Annotated in this window: 12 protein-coding genes and 1 riboswitch; of the genes, 10 read left to right on the forward strand and 2 right to left on the reverse strand. The window is 62.7% G+C overall.

Features of this window, described 5'->3' with window-relative positions; all coding sequences use genetic code 11:
- Positions 1-31 precede the first annotated feature (31 nt).
- From ACFMO7_RS09145 to thiE, 9 genes are all read left to right on the forward strand, one after another.
- Entirely contained in the window at positions 32-2,626 is a 2,595-nt protein-coding gene (locus ACFMO7_RS09145; RefSeq protein ID WP_376795177.1) for a DNA topoisomerase (ATP-hydrolyzing) subunit A, read from the forward strand.
- Between the two features lie 300 nt (positions 2,627-2,926).
- Positions 2,927-3,529 (forward strand): TetR/AcrR family transcriptional regulator, encoded by a 603-nt coding sequence (locus tag ACFMO7_RS09150; protein WP_376795178.1) that lies wholly within the window; start codon positions 2,927-2,929, stop codon positions 3,527-3,529.
- Positions 3,530-3,949: 420 nt separating this feature from the next.
- Entirely contained in the window at positions 3,950-4,258 is a 309-nt protein-coding gene (locus tag ACFMO7_RS09155) for a twin-arginine translocation signal domain-containing protein (RefSeq protein ID WP_376795179.1), read from the forward strand.
- A gap of 40 nt (positions 4,259-4,298) precedes the next feature.
- Positions 4,299-5,660 (forward strand): DUF4331 domain-containing protein, encoded by a 1,362-nt coding sequence (locus tag ACFMO7_RS09160; protein WP_376795180.1) that lies wholly within the window; start codon positions 4,299-4,301, stop codon positions 5,658-5,660.
- A 225-nt stretch (positions 5,661-5,885) separates the two neighbouring features.
- Positions 5,886-6,224, forward strand: coding sequence for a phospholipase (locus tag ACFMO7_RS09165; protein ID WP_376795181.1), 339 nt, complete (start codon positions 5,886-5,888; stop codon positions 6,222-6,224).
- A gap of 301 nt (positions 6,225-6,525) precedes the next feature.
- Positions 6,526-6,643, forward strand: a riboswitch (TPP riboswitch).
- Between the two features lie 115 nt (positions 6,644-6,758).
- Positions 6,759-7,460 carry a thiaminase II gene (gene tenA, locus ACFMO7_RS09170; RefSeq protein ID WP_376795182.1) on the forward strand — a complete coding sequence of 234 codons (702 nt, stop codon included), beginning with the start codon at positions 6,759-6,761 and terminating at the stop codon, positions 7,458-7,460.
- 118 nt (positions 7,461-7,578) lie between these two features.
- Positions 7,579-8,400 (forward strand): bifunctional hydroxymethylpyrimidine kinase/phosphomethylpyrimidine kinase, encoded by an 822-nt coding sequence (gene thiD, locus ACFMO7_RS09175; RefSeq protein ID WP_376795183.1) that lies wholly within the window; start codon positions 7,579-7,581, stop codon positions 8,398-8,400.
- The gene (gene thiM, locus ACFMO7_RS09180) at positions 8,397-9,236 is read left to right on the forward strand and encodes a hydroxyethylthiazole kinase (protein WP_376795184.1); all 840 of its coding nucleotides are present in this window, start codon (positions 8,397-8,399) and stop codon (positions 9,234-9,236) included. Before thiD ends, thiM begins: the two co-directional genes overlap by 4 nt.
- Positions 9,236-9,934, forward strand: a complete 699-nt coding sequence (gene thiE / locus ACFMO7_RS09185) for a thiamine phosphate synthase (RefSeq protein WP_376795185.1) — start codon at positions 9,236-9,238, stop codon at positions 9,932-9,934. Before thiM ends, thiE begins: the two co-directional genes overlap by 1 nt.
- On the opposite strand, the gene thiL is transcribed toward thiE, so the two are convergent.
- Entirely contained in the window at positions 9,931-10,965 is a 1,035-nt protein-coding gene (gene thiL / locus ACFMO7_RS09190; protein ID WP_376795186.1) for a thiamine-phosphate kinase, read from the reverse strand. The two genes, thiE and thiL, sit on opposite strands and share 4 nt — an antisense overlap.
- 239 nt (positions 10,966-11,204) lie before the next feature.
- Between thiL and ACFMO7_RS09195 the strand changes: the two genes are divergently transcribed.
- Positions 11,205-12,137, forward strand: coding sequence for a cytochrome c oxidase assembly protein (locus ACFMO7_RS09195; protein WP_376795187.1), 933 nt, complete (start codon positions 11,205-11,207; stop codon positions 12,135-12,137).
- Positions 12,138-12,252: 115 nt separating this feature from the next.
- Here ACFMO7_RS09195 and ACFMO7_RS09200 read toward each other — a convergent pair whose 3' ends face one another.
- The gene (locus ACFMO7_RS09200; protein WP_376795188.1) at positions 12,253-14,013 is read right to left on the reverse strand and encodes a bifunctional lysylphosphatidylglycerol flippase/synthetase MprF; all 1,761 of its coding nucleotides are present in this window, start codon (positions 14,011-14,013) and stop codon (positions 12,253-12,255) included.
- Between the last annotated feature and the right edge of the window lie 348 nt (positions 14,014-14,361).

Below are 14,361 nucleotides of genomic sequence, written 5' to 3' on the forward strand. Positions count from 1 at the left end.
GAGCATAAAAGGATGGATGATAGGTAAGCCTATGGCACGCATGTCTGATCGTTCGATTGAGCAGGGAACCATTCGGGAAGAGGATTTCGCCGTGCTGCTGGCGCGCGCCTTCGCCACCTACGGATTATCCGTGGTCACGGATCGGGCCTTGCCGGATGCACGTGATGGGCTGAAGCCAGTGCAGCGCCGTATTCTGACCGGGATGCGCGAGGCCGGTTATCGCTCTGATCGCCCAACGGTGAAGAGCGCCGAGGTGGTGGGCCTGATTCTGGGCAATTATCATCCCCACGGTGATGCCTCAGTCTATGAGGCCGCGGTGCGCCTGGCCCAGCCTTTTACGATGCGCTATCCCCTGATCGAGGGGCAGGGCAACATGGGCAGCGAGGATGGCGATGCGCCCGCCGCCTACCGCTACACGGAGATGCGCCTCTCACCGCTGGCCGAGGCCCTGATGGCCGATCTGGATTGTGAGACGGTGCCACTGCATCCGACCTATAAGCAAGACCCGAAGGTCCTGGAACCTGATTATTTACCCGGGCGCTTGCCTCCCGTCATTAACCCTTCCAGCGGCATCGCCGTTGGCCTGGCGACCAATATTCCGCCTCATAACCTGGCGGAGGTCTTGCGGGCCTGTATCGCCCTGCTTGATCAGCCTGATATGAGCGTTGAGCAACTGATGAGCATCATCCAGGGGCCAGATTTTCCCCAGGGCGGGCGCGTGATCGGCCTCGAGGGCATTCGCGACTACTTCACTACCGGCAAAGGCCGTATTGTGGTTCGGGCCGAGGTCCGGCTTGAGGAGACTCCTCGCAACCGCTCGCTGGTGGTGGTGCAGATCCCCCCTGTGGGGCGCGACCGGGTCAAGGTCTCGATCGCCGAGGCCATCAACGCGGGCCGTGTCGAGGGCCTGCTGCCCGATGTGCGCGACGAGAGCGATGCCGAGAAGGGGACGCGCATTGTTCTTGATTTGAGAAAGGATGCCGACCCCGCCCGGGTGCTGACGCGGCTCTATCAGGAGACCGATCTGCAGGTCTCGCTCTCCTTCCAGATGGTCTTTCTCTTTGGCGAGCCGATGCAACCGGCTCGCCAGCCGCGCCAGGTGGGCATGTTGGAGCTGCTCAATTACTGGAACGCCCACCAGGTGGATGTCCTCACCCGCCGGGCTCAGTTTCAGCTGCGCAAGGCGCGCGAGCGCCTGCATGTCCTGGAGGGGCTGATGGTGGGAGCGGCCAATGCTCAGGAGATCGTGCGCCTCTTTCAGGAGGCCGAGGACCGCGCGGCGGCCCGGCGCGCCATCGAAGAGCGTTACAAGCTAACCGCCGCCCAGTCGGAAGTGATCGCCAGCATGACCCTCTCCCAGGTGACGCGCCTGGACGCCGCCAGGTATGCTCGTGAGCGCGAGGAGCTGCAGACGCGCGTAGCCGAGTTGGAACATCTTCTGAGCGATCGGCGCGCCTTGATCGCCTTGCTGAAGAAGGAGATGCAGCAACTGATCCGTCAGTTTGGGGATGCACGGCGAACGGTCATCGATGCCCAGGCGCGCAGCGATGAACCCATTCGCGAGGTGCTGCCCCTCTATGAGCGGACCCCGCTGACGCTGGTACTGACGCGCTCGGCGACCGTGAAGGCCCTGCCAGCGGGCATCTATCTGCCGCGCGAGGGCGGACGGAAGCCGACGGAGGAGGGGCATGGGGGGGCAGACGGAACGCGGATGGAGCGCTACTCGCCGGTGCGCGGCGATGAGCAGCTACGCCAGGTGCTGGCAGCTACCTCGCAGGATACCGTGCTCTGTGTCGCCTCTAGCGGGCGCGTCTTCCAGATGCCGGCTTTCCGCGTTCCCCAGGCAACACGCTCGGCCCGGGGTGAACCTCTGGCTCGCCTGCTGGCGCTGGCTCCCGAGGAGGAGCCTGTGGCGCTCTTCTCCCTCTCAGCACACGAGGAAAACCGCTATCTGGTGACCTTCAGCCGTCAGGGCAAGGTCAAAAAGTCGCCATTGAGCGAATATCGGACGCTCGATGAGGAGGGCTTACAGGATATGCGGCTGGCGGACGGCGATGCGGTGGCGGCGGCTCTGGTGGTAAGCGCTGGCGGTGAGTACCTGGTCAGCAGCAGCGGAGGGCAGACGCTGCGCTTTTCCGATGAGAGCCTGCGCGCTCAGGGGCGCGCGGGGCAGGGAGTGATGGCCCTGGCGCTGGCTCCGGGGGCCTCGCTGGTGAGCGCCTGCTATCTGCGACAGGAACAGGCGCAGGGGGGACCGCTGACCCCCAGCGTACCTGGGACGGACCCGGAGGCCGCTTCGGCTGCGCTGGAAACCTTGCTGCTGCTGAGTGAGCATGGCTACGCCAAGCGGATCGCTGTGGAGCAGGTGCCGCTGCGCGGACGGGCAACAGCGGGCGTGACCTGCCTGGGGCTGACTCCTGGCGATCATTTGCTGACGACCCTTCTGGTCTCGCCGGCAGATCAGTTGCTGCTCATCTGGCGCCCAGAGGGGGCGACCAGAGGTGAGCAGGTCCTCGTGCTCTCCGTCCAGGAGGTTCCACTGCTGGGCCGAGCCGACCCGGGGAGGCGCCTGCTTGAAGGTCGGCTGCTGGCGGCCCTGCCCTTGCCGCGCTCCCTCGATAGCTAAGAGGAAGAAGGACCGATCGCGCGGGCAAGATGAGACAACACGGCTGACCGCTGCAATCTGGAAGAGGTGGATTGGTCCGGTCTCACCTGGCGTTCGAAGCTGTCGGCGCTCGGCAGCTCCCGACAGACAGGTCGTTTCAGCCGCTTAGCGGGCCTGTCTGTCGGGAGCGACCCCGCGACTGAGGAAAGCGGGTGCTGCTCTCTCTCCTCTCAATCCTCTCTTTTGGAAAGAACACTTGACTTTCTGGTAAACTTAGTTTACCATCTCCCCTGTCTGAAAGCAGAAAGGAGAGAGCAGAAGGTGGGCAGCAGAGAGCGACGGGAGCGCGAACGCGAAGCTATGCGTCAGGCGATCTTGGAGGCAGCCCTGACCATCGCTGCTCAAGAGGGCTGGCAGGCCGTAACGGTCCGCCGTGTGGCCGATCGCATCGAGTACAGTCCCTCCGCGCTCTATAAGTACTTTGAGGATAAGGAGGCCATTCTTGCGACCCTGCTGGTGCAGGGCTTTTCTCACTTGCTGGAGGACTTGCGCCAGGCGGCTTCCAGGCAGGATGATCCAGAGGAGCGGCTGTTGCAGATTGCGATCGCGTACTGGCGCTTCGTATGGTGCAATCCCACTCTCTATGGACTAATGTTTAGCTTGCATCAGAAACTGCACGATATTAAGGAGGCTAAGGCGACCTTCGCTCTTGTGCGGACAGCTCTGGCGAGCTGGAGCGAGGCCCGGGCCGTGGCCCTGCGCGAGCTGGATGATGCCGTTGATATTTTCTGGGCAACTTTGCATGGTCTGACAAGCCTGGCCCTCGCTCACCTGATCTACGGCGGTCCTCCTCGCGCTCAACTGCTCCTGGAACGGGCGGTGCGCGACCTGTTGCGGGCCTGGCAACAAGCTCCCTGGCGTTGATTTTTTTTGTTGGGTGGTGAACTTAGTTCTCTTTGTGGACAATATTTCTGAAGTGTTGTAACGGGCGTGTGCTGGTAGTTGTAGAGCAACTGGTGCTGGCCGGGCTGGCTGGTTTGAGCCATTGCCGGGCGCCGGTCCCGTCGTCGGTTCCTGCTCCACCAAGATGAGGGTCTCCCTTTGTGAGTCTAGCTGGCCGGAGCCGGCTCGCTGAGGCTTGGAGATCTTGTTGCTCAAGGCTCTTGCTCGATGGTGATGAATTCGCCGCCTGGCTATACTGAGGTAAAGACCAGACCGGTCTCAAAGGTGAACCGGTTCCTGGAAGATCGTCTCTTCCTCGTGATCATAACCGGTCATGAGAAGCAGACCTTCGGCGATCGCGCCGAATCGACGCATCAAGACAAACCAGGCGAGGAGATAACCATGCCTCGAATTACAAGGCGTACCTTTCTCAAGCGGACCACGATCGGCATGGCTGCCGGCGGGACCCTGGTCGGAACCCTGGAGGGAGCGGGGCCGTCGGCCGCCCGGTCCCTGCCTGTTGACCTCCCCACCACGGGCGAGGCAGTGGGCTACCAACCGGTCTCTGCTTCCGACAGCGAAGAGCCGCTGGTGCTGCACGTGCGCCAGCGCAGCACGGGTGAAGTTAGCATTCTGACTGGCACGCGCGAAATCACCTATCGCGATCCTGGCCTGGTCGCTCACCTTCTCAAAAAGACAGGGCGACCATGATCATTGCCTGCACGTGGCAGGGGAAGGAGAGGTAAGGTCTATGTCATCGCATCGCGAAGCCCCAGAGATCGCCAAAGATCCAGTAGCTGACAATACTGACGTCTACGCCTTTGTCAGCCCAGACAAGCCCGAGACGGTCACTCTGATCGCCAACTACATTCCCCTCCAGGAGCCAGCCGGTGGACCCAACTTTTACGAATTTGGGGACGATGTTCTCTATGAGATCCACATCGACAACGACGGCGATGCCCTGGCCGATATCACCTATCAATTTCGCTTTGAGACGGAGGTACGTAACCCCGATACCTTTCTCTACAATACCGGACCGATCACCGCGCTCGACAGCCCCAACTGGAATCGGCGCCAGTTCTACACAGTGACACGCATTGAAGAGGACGGCGCTACCAAAGTTCTCGGGCGGCATCTGGCCTGTCCACCCTGCAACATTGGGCCACTCTCGACGCCCAACTATGAGGAACTGGCCAGGGCCGCTATCCACCGTCTGCCAGATGGTGGCCTGGTCTTCGCTGGCCAGCGCAATGAAGGTTTCTACGTCGATCTGGGAGCCATTTTTGACCTGCTCGACGTTCGTCCGCTGCAGAATCTCCATCTATTTCCACGGCCCCCGCAGCCGGGTGTCGATGCCACCAAAGATCTGAATGTCCACAGCATTGCCCTGCAGGTGCCCAAGAGCAGCCTGACGCGCGAGCACTATGCCGCCAGCGATCACAAAAATCCGCGCTCGGTTATCGGTGTCTGGGCCTCGGCCAGCCGTCAGAAAGTGACCCTGCATGATAGCGGACAGGAGCCTGCCCATACGGGACCGTGGGTGCAGGTCTCGCGCCTGGGCAACCCCCTCTTCAACGAGGTCATCGTTCCTCTGGGCAAAAAGAACCTCTGGAATCGTCTGGCTCCCAAGGATGACGCGGCCTTCGTCAAGTACGTTGAGCATCCGGAGGTAGCGCGCCTGCTGCCCGCGCTCTACCCCGGTGTCTTCCCCCATCTGCAAGCCCTCACCGCGCCGCGTGCTGACCTGGTGGCCATCCTTCTCACGGGAATTCCAGGCGGTCTCATCGACGGCTTCCAAAACTTCACCGGCCCGAAGCCCGCCGATCTCTTGCGACTCAACGTTGCCATCCCGCCCGCCAGCAAACCCAACGTCTTGGGTATTTTAGGCGGCGACCTGGCTGGCTTCCCCAACGGACGGCGCGTCTTCGACGACGTGGTCACCATCGAGCTGCGGGCTGTTGCTGGCGCGACCTATCCCCTCGTCAATCATAGCTACACCCCCGATGCGGCAGTTGCCAGGCTCACTGGCGGCGTTCCCCCTCGAACAAACTATTTAAAGCACTTTCCCTATTTAGCCACACCCAAGAGCGGCTTCGAGGTCCCAGCGAGCTGAGGGCAGCCGCTCCGCTTTGCAAGAGCGCGCGGTCGCCGGACCAGGTCGGTCAGTCCAGGCACGGAGGGAGACTGCTCCCTCCTCCATCTTCTCGGCAGTCAAAAGGCCAGGGGAAAGCGGACTGAGCCGCTTGGCCGAGCGAGCGACCGCGCGCTGGGCCTCAGCCCCAGCCTGCAGGGGCGGTAGCTGGCCCACTCAGGTCAGAATGGAGGTGAGTCGAAGACAATGGAGGCCAGTCGCTCTTTCTTCGAGCGTGTCCACAGCGAGCCAGTTGTCCTGGAGATCGGAGGAGAGATCGGGGCCCTCATCCTGTATACCGATCCCGAACTGCGCGGCAAGGAGATCGAGGTCAGTCCTGTCCAGGAGCCGCAGAAGCGTACCCATACTGCAGTTCTGGAGCGGCGCCTCAACGGGAAGCAGCTCTTTGCTGCCGTCTTTGCCGCCCTGCCCGCCGGTCTCTATACCCTCTGGGATCTTGCCGGCCAGCCGGCGGGCACGGTGGCCATCGAGGGAGGCCGCGTCAACGAAATCAACTGGTGTCAATCGCAGCGGATAGCGCGCTGACCTCGGCTGCGTTACGGCCTGTGGCACCTGTGACAGCAGCTACCCCAGAGCGCAGGGCGACCAGCCCAGCAACGGCATTGCACTTTTGCGCCGCCTTGGCTATAATTGGCGGTGGAAGGAAGAGGCAGGCCCATCCTGGCTGGCGCTACCCCTCTATCGCGCTGTCGCCACCTTTGGCCGCCGAAGGCTGGTCAGGCCAGCCTGGAGCAGCGGAAGCACGGCGCAGGCAGAGGAAAGGCTGCAGGCCATGGCCCCTCTCTTCGCCTATGGTTAGCTTTAGCTAATTGTCCTGCGACACACTGCTACTCGCTAGGGGAGCTTGGTGCAGCCAGGCTGAGAACACCACCGGAGTGTGTGGGGGACCCTGAACTGACCTGATCTGGGTAATGCCAGCGAAGGGAACGCGGGTGATCTGGAAAACTGTGGCCTCATCGGCAGAGTCGTCATAGTTTTCTTCTCCTCCATTCATTCACCGAGCAGCGCTTCCTGGCCTGAACTCCCCACCGATTCTTTGTTTGTGGAGGTCAGGTAGTCATGTCCGCCGCTCAGACCGGCGCAATGGCCTCCGGCAGCCTCTCCGCGCGCCTGCGCGAGAGTGTCCTGCCGCTGTGGCAGCGCCAATTGCAGCATCCCTTTGTCGTTGCCCTCGGCGACGGCTCCTTGCCGCGCGCCAACTTTGAATTCTATATTCGCCAGGATGCCCTCTTTCTCGATGTGCTGGCCAAGTGCTTCGGCTACGCGGCAACGCGCAGCGAAGACCAGGCCGAAATAGAGCAGTTTGGCCGCCTGCTGCTCAATACCCTCGTTGTTGAGCAAGACCTGCACCGCCGTTACGGCGAGCGCTTCGGCTTAACCCCGGAGCAGATGGCCGCTACCCCAATGGCTCCTACCAACTACGCCTACACCCGCCACTTGTTGGCTATCGCCACCACGGGCACGCTGCCGGAAATCATCGCCTCCATGCTGCCCTGCGCCTGGATCTACGCCGAGGTAGGAACCCATCTAACGGCCAACAAGGCGCCATCGCCCGACCATCCTTACGCCGACTGGCTGCGTACCTATGCCGACCCCGAATTTGATGCTGTGGGGCGCTGGCTGCGCGAGCGTCTGGATGCCCACGCTGAGGGCCTCTCGGCAGAAGCTATTGCCCGTCTCCATGAGATCTTTCGCATCAGCACCTGCTACGAATGGCTCTTCTGGGAAATGGCCTGGCAGCAGGAGCAATGGCCGGCCTGAGCCGGGTTGAGCCGAGCTGAGCTGGGCACCAACCAGCCAGCCTGCCGGCTCTGGCTGACTGGCGAGCAGAAGCTGCTTGCCAGAGCAAAAGGAGTGAAGCAGAGAAGAGAGGAAGAAGATGAGCGAGGAGCAGCGACTCCCACGGGCCTTGACCATTGCCGGCTCGGATTCGTCCGCCGGGGCCGGCATTCAGGCTGACCTCAAGACCTTTGCCGCCCTGGAGGTCTATGGTCTCTCCGCCCTCACGGCCATTACTGCTCAGAACACCCTGGGGGTACGAGCCGCCTTTGAGCTGCCGCCGGAGCTGGTCGAAGCCCAGATCGAGGCCGTGCTCGAAGATCTCGGGGCCGACGCTGCCAAAACCGGCATGCTGGCCACCGCCCCCATTATCGAAGCGGTCGCGCGCAGCGTCGCCCGCTGGCAGTTGCCCCTGGTGGTCGATCCGGTGATGGCGGCCAAAAGTGGCGACCCGCTCTTGCGGCCCGAGGCCGTGGCGGCCCTGTGCCGCGAGCTGCTTCCCCTGGCAGAGGTCGTGACCCCGAACCTGCCGGAGGCCCAGATGCTGACCGGGCGTCGGGTCGAGACCCTGGAAGAGATGCGCGAGGCCGCCCGCGCCATTCACGATCTGGGAGCGCGCCACGTGGTGGTCAAGGGCGGGCACCGTCTCGACGCGCCGATCGATATCTACTTTGACGGCGCCAGCTTCAGCGAATTGCGGGCCGAGCGCATCGAGACGCGCCATACTCACGGGACCGGCTGTACCTTCTCGGCGGCCATCGCTGCCTTCCTGGCGCGTGGCTTGCCCGTTGCTGAGGCAGTAGCTGCCGCCAAGCAGTACGTCACCGAGGCCATTCGTCATGCGCCGGGACTTGGTCATGGCCACGGGCCTACCGAGCATTTCTGGCAGTGGAAGCAGAGCCAGAAGGAAGGAAGAGCATGAGTCAGAGCCATGATGACGGGGGGCATGAGCAAAAGGCCCTGGGGGAAGTAGCGACCCTGGTGGGCCTCATTCGGAGCCGCCGGCCCCTGGTGCACCACATCACCAATATGGTCGTCATGAACGACACCGCCAACATTACTCTGGCCATAGGCGCCCTGCCGGTCATGGCCCACGCTCCCGAAGAAGTTGAAGAAATGGTTGGCCTGGCCAGCGCCCTGGTCCTCAACATCGGCACTCTCACGCCGGGCCAGATCGAGGCCATGCTCCTGGCGGGCCGGCGTGCCAACGAAGGCCAGATCCCTATTGTCCTTGATCCCGTCGGAGCGGGAGCCACGCGCCTGCGTACCGAGAGCGCCTTGCGCTTGCTGCGGGAACTGCGCATTGCTGCCCTGCGTGGCAACGCCTCCGAGATCGGAGCCTTACTGGGAGTAGAGGGCGAGACACGCGGCGTCGAAGCTATCTCCCTGGCAGAGGAGCGGGAAAGCGTCGCCCAGCGAGCGGCGCGCCAGTTCAACTGCTGCGTGGCCATTACGGGCGCGCGTGATGTCATCAGCGACGGTCAGCGCCTGGCCTATGTAGAGAACGGTCATCCCTTGCTAGCCAGCATCACCGGCAGCGGTTGCATGGCTACCAGCCTGGTAGCGGCCTTCCTGGCGGTCGAGCCAGATGCCTGGAGGGCCTGCGTTGCCGCCCTGGTAGTTCTCGGTCTGGCGGGAGAGCTGGCGGCCCAGAAAGCGGCTGGCCCTGGCACCTTTCGCTCTCACCTCCTCGATGCTGTGGCCGTCCTCGACGAGCAGACCATCCGTCGTGGCCAGAAAGTGAAGGTGATCGCCTGATGTCTGCGCTGCTCCCTTCGGGCTGGAAACGCCAGGAGCTGATTCCCCGCCTTGCCCTGCACGTTCTCACCGATCGCCAGTGGTCGCGAGGGCGCGACATGCTGACCGTAGCGGAGGCGGCCCTGGCCGGCGGAGCCACCATCATCCAACTGCGCGATAAGGAGGCCACAACGCGCACCCTGGTCGAGGAGGGTCTGGCCCTGCGTGTGCTCACTCGTCGCCACGGGGCCTTACTGATTGTCAACGACCGCCTTGACGTGGCGCTGGCGATCGACGCCGATGGCGCCCACGTCGGGCAAGATGACATGCCGGTTGCCCTGGCGCGCAAGCTGCTGGGACCCGGGCGCATTCTCGGGGTCTCTGCAGGCAACCTCGCGGAAGCCGAACAGGCGGTAGCGGAGGGCGCTGACTACCTGGGCGTTGGCCCGATCTACCCGACGCGCGGCAAGGCTGATGCCGGACCGGCCACCGGCCCCGAGCTGCTAAGAGCTATCGGGGCCCGTTATCGGGTGCCGCTGGTGGCCATCGGGGGAATCACGGCGGCCAACACGCCAGAAGTCATTGCGGCGGGCGCTTGTGGCGTCGCCGTGATCACTGCCGTTGTCCATGCAGAAGACATCGCCGCTGCCGCGCGTGCCATTGTTGAACAGGTGCAGGCAGCGCGGGCCGCCACGGGCCTTTCGGAAGAAAGAGGCTAGTCTCTGGAGGGCGAGGTGAAATGATCCCAGCTCCGCACCGCAAGCGGCTCTTCGTGTCCGTCGGGCCAGCGTAACCGCAGTCCCCTCGCGGCCTCCGTGATCTGGCCGATGGGCGTGATGGGGGCCGCGCCCGCGGCGGCGAAGCGGGCCTGGACAGTCGCCTCATAGCCTGCTGCAACCGTAAAGAGCAGCTCATAGTCCTCTCCGCCATGCAGGACCCAGGTCAGGGGATCCCGTCCACTGGCAGCGGCCAGAGCACGCAGCTCGGGAGAGAGTGGCAGATGCCCGACCTCAAGGCAGGCTCCCACACCGCTGCGCTCGCAGATATGGGCCAGGTCCCCGCTGAGACCATCGCTGACATCGATCAGCGCGGTGACAATCTGGGGGCCAAGCTCACTCAGCAGGCGTCCCTCGGCCAGGCGCGGGCGTGGCAGGCGATGGACGCTCCGCAGGCGCTCGCAGGCCGTTGGCGGATACGGATAGTCGGGATAGAGCAGCGAATACAGACCAGCAGCCGACTCGCCCGGCCAGCCTGTCACAAAGATCGTGTCGCCAACGTGGGCGCCGGCCCGTGTCAGCACCCGCCCGCGTTCGATCTCGCCCAGCAAAGTGATATCGAGCGCCAGCCCCTCGGTGCCTCCCGTGCCGCTGACGTTCCCGCCGATGATCAGCGTCTGGGCTGCGGCCGCCTCCTCTCGTAGCCCGGCGTAGAGGCCCTCCAGCACCTCCAGGGGGCAGCCGCGGGGAACATGCAGAGAGACCAGCGCATAGCGTGGCTCCCCGCCCATCGCCGCAATATCGCTCAGATTGATGGCCAGGGCCTTGTGCCCGACCTCCTCCGGCGAAGAAGTGCGTAACGTAAAATGCACTCCTTCGACCTGACTATCGCAGGTCAGCAACAGAAGTCGCCTACCTCCAACATCGAGCACGGCGCAGTCATCTCCAACCCCGACCATGACCTCCTCGCGTGAAGGCAAGCCGGCTGTCAGACGGGCAATCAGCTCAAACTCGCTCCAGCTCTGCGCAGACATGGCTGCCCAATACCTCCGGGTTTTCCCTCTCTGGGGTTATTTATCTGTCCGTATGCTCATTGCTCATCGCTCGGCGCTCTCCCCAGGCCGCCCGAGCCGGGCGAGGGGAAAGCAAACCCGCCAGAAGAGAGCAAGGGAGCGGATAGCAGCCTCTCTCTGGCCAGGGTGCACTATAGTCTCTGGTAGAGAACGGACCATCCTTTCTATCTTACTGCTTGAAGCACACGGAGAGACAATCTATGCAAGCGTTCCTGAACCTGCTCGGGCAGACCAACATTCCCGCTATCGTGGCCGCGCTACTGCTCTGCCTGGCCTACCTGCCACCCCTCTGGCAAGCGCTGCCTCAGTCCCCCGCACAAGGGCAGACCACAGAGGGCAGCAAGCAAACGCGCTGGCGCCTGTTGGCCTTCCTGGTGGCCCTTGTCGCCATGCTCGCCGTCCTCGTGACACCTATCAATAGCCTCGCGCGCAGCCAGCTCTTTTTCATGCATATGCTCCAGGTCATTGTCCTGAGCACTCTTTGCGCTCCCCTCCTCCTGCTCGCCATGCCGGCTGCCCTGCTCAAACGACTCCGGCCAGAGGAGAGCCAGGGCCGGAGTAACCGCTCATCCTTCCTCCGCTGGCTCACGCGCCCCCTGCCGGCCTCGATCCTCTATAATGGCTTCTTCCTTCTCTGGCACCTGCCACCGCTCTATCTGGCGACCAGCGAGCAGGCCCTGCTTTATGATCTGGCGCTGCTAGCGCTGCTGCTGCTGGCTCTTCTGAACTGGTGGCCGCTCCTTGGCCCAGCGGAGGAGAAGCGGCGTCTTAGTTATCCGGCCCAGATGCTCTACGCCTTTCTCGATGGCCAGCCGATCGACATCTACGCCTTCCTGCTCGTCTTCTCAGGCACCCTCTTTTACCCGGTCTATGCCCAACAGCCGCACCCACTCATCGCCCCTCTCAGCGACCAAGAGGCTGCTGGAGCGATGCTGCTCATCCCCGGTCTCGTTGACCTGATCGTCATGACCCCCCTCTTCTTTCGCTGGCTGGCTCTCCTGGAAGAGAAGGCCAGGATACGAGACCTGCAGCTTCAACAGGCCCTGGAGGAAGAAGAGCAACGACAGGGACAGGAGCTGTCGGAACACAGACAAGCGGCGTCTGAGCCGTCGCCCGGCCTCTCGGGTGAGTGAGCTATAAGCTATCTGGCTGGCAGAAGGCTGGTTGAGTTGGAGGCTTTGACCTATCAGCTTCTCCTCAACCAGCCTGGCGGCGATCATTCCCAAAGCCAGGCGGGGGTCAGTCTGCTCAAGCGCTCCCCCGTCTCAGCACCGGCACCCCTTGCGGGTGAGGTCGCGGGCGCAGAGAACGCAGCAGCGCCAGTATCAACGAGCCATCGTGCTGATGGACGCGGTAGAGAGCCAGGCCGATCTTGGGCAAACTCAGGGTCTCCGCATAGACCAGATAGCGGCTCTCCCAGCGCGGTTGAAACTTCTTCTTAAAGGCCAGCAGCGAGGGGCCGCCCACCAGACCAGCCAGGCGTCCCGTCAGAAAGCTGATCCCGGCGGCGAGCAGCGTCTCATCCTCTTCCTGGTTACAGTTACTCAAGGGAGCCAGACCCAGGCTGACCACCTCTGCTCCCTGCTCCTTCAAGAAAAAGAGCGAGCGCGTCAGCAGCAGCTCCATCGCGCCGGGGGTGGCCTGTGACGAGCGGCGCATCAGGTCCAACGCCCAGCCGCGGCGTCCATAGATCGGCACGAAAGAGACAAAAGCCTGGACCGTCTGCCGCTCATCGACGGCCAGCGCATAGAGCTGAGGAGAGGTCTCGAAAGGATGGAAACGGCTCATACTAAAGCCCATTTCCGTGCTGCCCTTCTGTTGAAGCCACTCGCGTGAGATGCGGGCCATCTGAATCAGATGCTCGGAAGAGGTCACGCGGCCCTCATAGAAGACCACCGTCAGCCCGGCTTTTTCAGCGCGGCGCGCGCTTGTGCGCAGATTGGCCATTGCCCCGCCCTGCAGCGAAAAAGCAGACAGCTCCACAATAGCATCTTCGCCAATCTTGAGCAAATGCAGGCCACAAGAGCGATAGTAGGGAGCCAGCTCAGCCCGCACCTGCCAGAAGACAGGCGTCCAATCCTGACGCTCGCAGAAAGCCACGAACTGCCGGATCAAGCCTGGCAGCTCGGCCTCTGGTCCCACGGGATCGCCGGCCACCACAGCCGTCGTTCCCTGGAGCACAAAGCCAATCACCGCCCGGCCCGAATCTGCAAAGAAAAAGGACTTCTCGCCTACGAGTAGGTGGTAAGAAATCGAATTCTGGCCGTAGAGGCGTACCAGCTCCTCAACGCGCTGGCGCTCACCGGCATGAGCAAGCAGGGCTGCCGCCACCGGGCGAAAGAGCCGCAGCATCCCGTATCCCACCGCGCTCATACACAAGAGCGGAATAGCGCGCGCGAAGAGAAAAGCCGACGTTCCCCGCGGAAAGTGAAGATGGGCCCGGCTCAGCAGCCCCAGCAGGACCGCTTCCAGTCCCCAGCGATCGATCAGCGGCTCAAAATCGCTGTAAAGCGTCAGGAAACCACCGAGCGTATAGAAAAAGACAATACCCAGACCAAGGGCTAGAGCCAGATAGCCGCGGAAGATCGAAGGAGGATCGCTACGAGCCTGGAAGAGCGGAGCGCAGCAGCCCAGCAGAGCGGCCAGGCCCAAAACGCTCAAAGAAGGAAGCGATAATCCCCGGTGGGGGTGGGAAAGCGACAAGGCTGAGAGCAACAACAACAGCAAGGTCACCAGCCAGGCCTGGCGCTTTCCGCGTGCCAGACCGTAGGAAAGCATCAGCAGAAAGAAGCCGATCACCGCCGTCAAAGGGTGGACGTGCGGATGCGACCCAGCCAGAGGGGCCAACCAGGCATCGGGTAGGAGATCCCAGGCTGCCAGAGCGGGCACAAAAAGAGAAAGCATGTCAACCAAGCCCACCAAACCAATCACCGCGGCAATCCCCAGGCGGCTCAGGCGGCGAAGCTGTCGCTGAGCAGCGACGCTGCGAGGAAAAACAGCCCCTAACATAAAATTCCCTTCTTCAACTTCTCTTCTGTACTGAGTGATCGAGTTGCCTGTTCTGTCGCGACAAAAACGCAGGTCGCTTCCATGCAGACCAGCGAACAGCCACCTGAAAGGTGCCTGGAGAGAGCAACATCCAGGAGAGTCGGCTCTTGCCTTTCAGGTTCCTCTTTAGTTCCACTAGAGTTAGACGTGGGAGCGGCCGAGAAAGTTGCGGGAGCTAGGATCTCTGGAGCAGGGGCTGACTCGGCCAGGGAGCGCTTTCGGAGCCACGGGTGGTGCGGGCCTGGCTGTCTATTTGCTTGCATCAGATGCTGATTAAGAATATACTGCATAAAGAAAAAGATTCCCATG

Source organism: Thermogemmatispora sp. (assembly GCF_042408735.1).
Taxonomy (GTDB): Bacteria; Chloroflexota; Ktedonobacteria; order Ktedonobacterales; family Ktedonobacteraceae; genus Thermogemmatispora.

What these genes read in the sequence shown, in the direction of transcription:
- thiD (WP_376795183.1), top strand. Translation starts at nt 7,579, where the DNA reads ATGAGCGAGGAGCAGCGACTCCCACGGGCCTTGACCATTGCCGGCTCG.
- thiL (WP_376795186.1), bottom strand. Translation starts at nt 10,965, where the DNA reads ATGTCTGCGCAGAGCTGGAGCGAGTTTGAGCTGATTGCCCGTCTGACA.
- thiM (WP_376795184.1), top strand. Translation starts at nt 8,397, where the DNA reads ATGAGTCAGAGCCATGATGACGGGGGGCATGAGCAAAAGGCCCTGGGG.
- ACFMO7_RS09155 (WP_376795179.1), top strand. Translation starts at nt 3,950, where the DNA reads ATGCCTCGAATTACAAGGCGTACCTTTCTCAAGCGGACCACGATCGGC.
- ACFMO7_RS09145 (WP_376795177.1), top strand. Translation starts at nt 32, where the DNA reads ATGGCACGCATGTCTGATCGTTCGATTGAGCAGGGAACCATTCGGGAA.
- ACFMO7_RS09200 (WP_376795188.1), bottom strand. Translation starts at nt 14,013, where the DNA reads ATGTTAGGGGCTGTTTTTCCTCGCAGCGTCGCTGCTCAGCGACAGCTT.
- tenA (WP_376795182.1), top strand. Translation starts at nt 6,759, where the DNA reads ATGTCCGCCGCTCAGACCGGCGCAATGGCCTCCGGCAGCCTCTCCGCG.
- ACFMO7_RS09160 (WP_376795180.1), top strand. Translation starts at nt 4,299, where the DNA reads ATGTCATCGCATCGCGAAGCCCCAGAGATCGCCAAAGATCCAGTAGCT.
- thiE (WP_376795185.1), top strand. Translation starts at nt 9,236, where the DNA reads ATGTCTGCGCTGCTCCCTTCGGGCTGGAAACGCCAGGAGCTGATTCCC.
- ACFMO7_RS09195 (WP_376795187.1), top strand. Translation starts at nt 11,205, where the DNA reads ATGCAAGCGTTCCTGAACCTGCTCGGGCAGACCAACATTCCCGCTATC.
- ACFMO7_RS09165 (WP_376795181.1), top strand. Translation starts at nt 5,886, where the DNA reads ATGGAGGCCAGTCGCTCTTTCTTCGAGCGTGTCCACAGCGAGCCAGTT.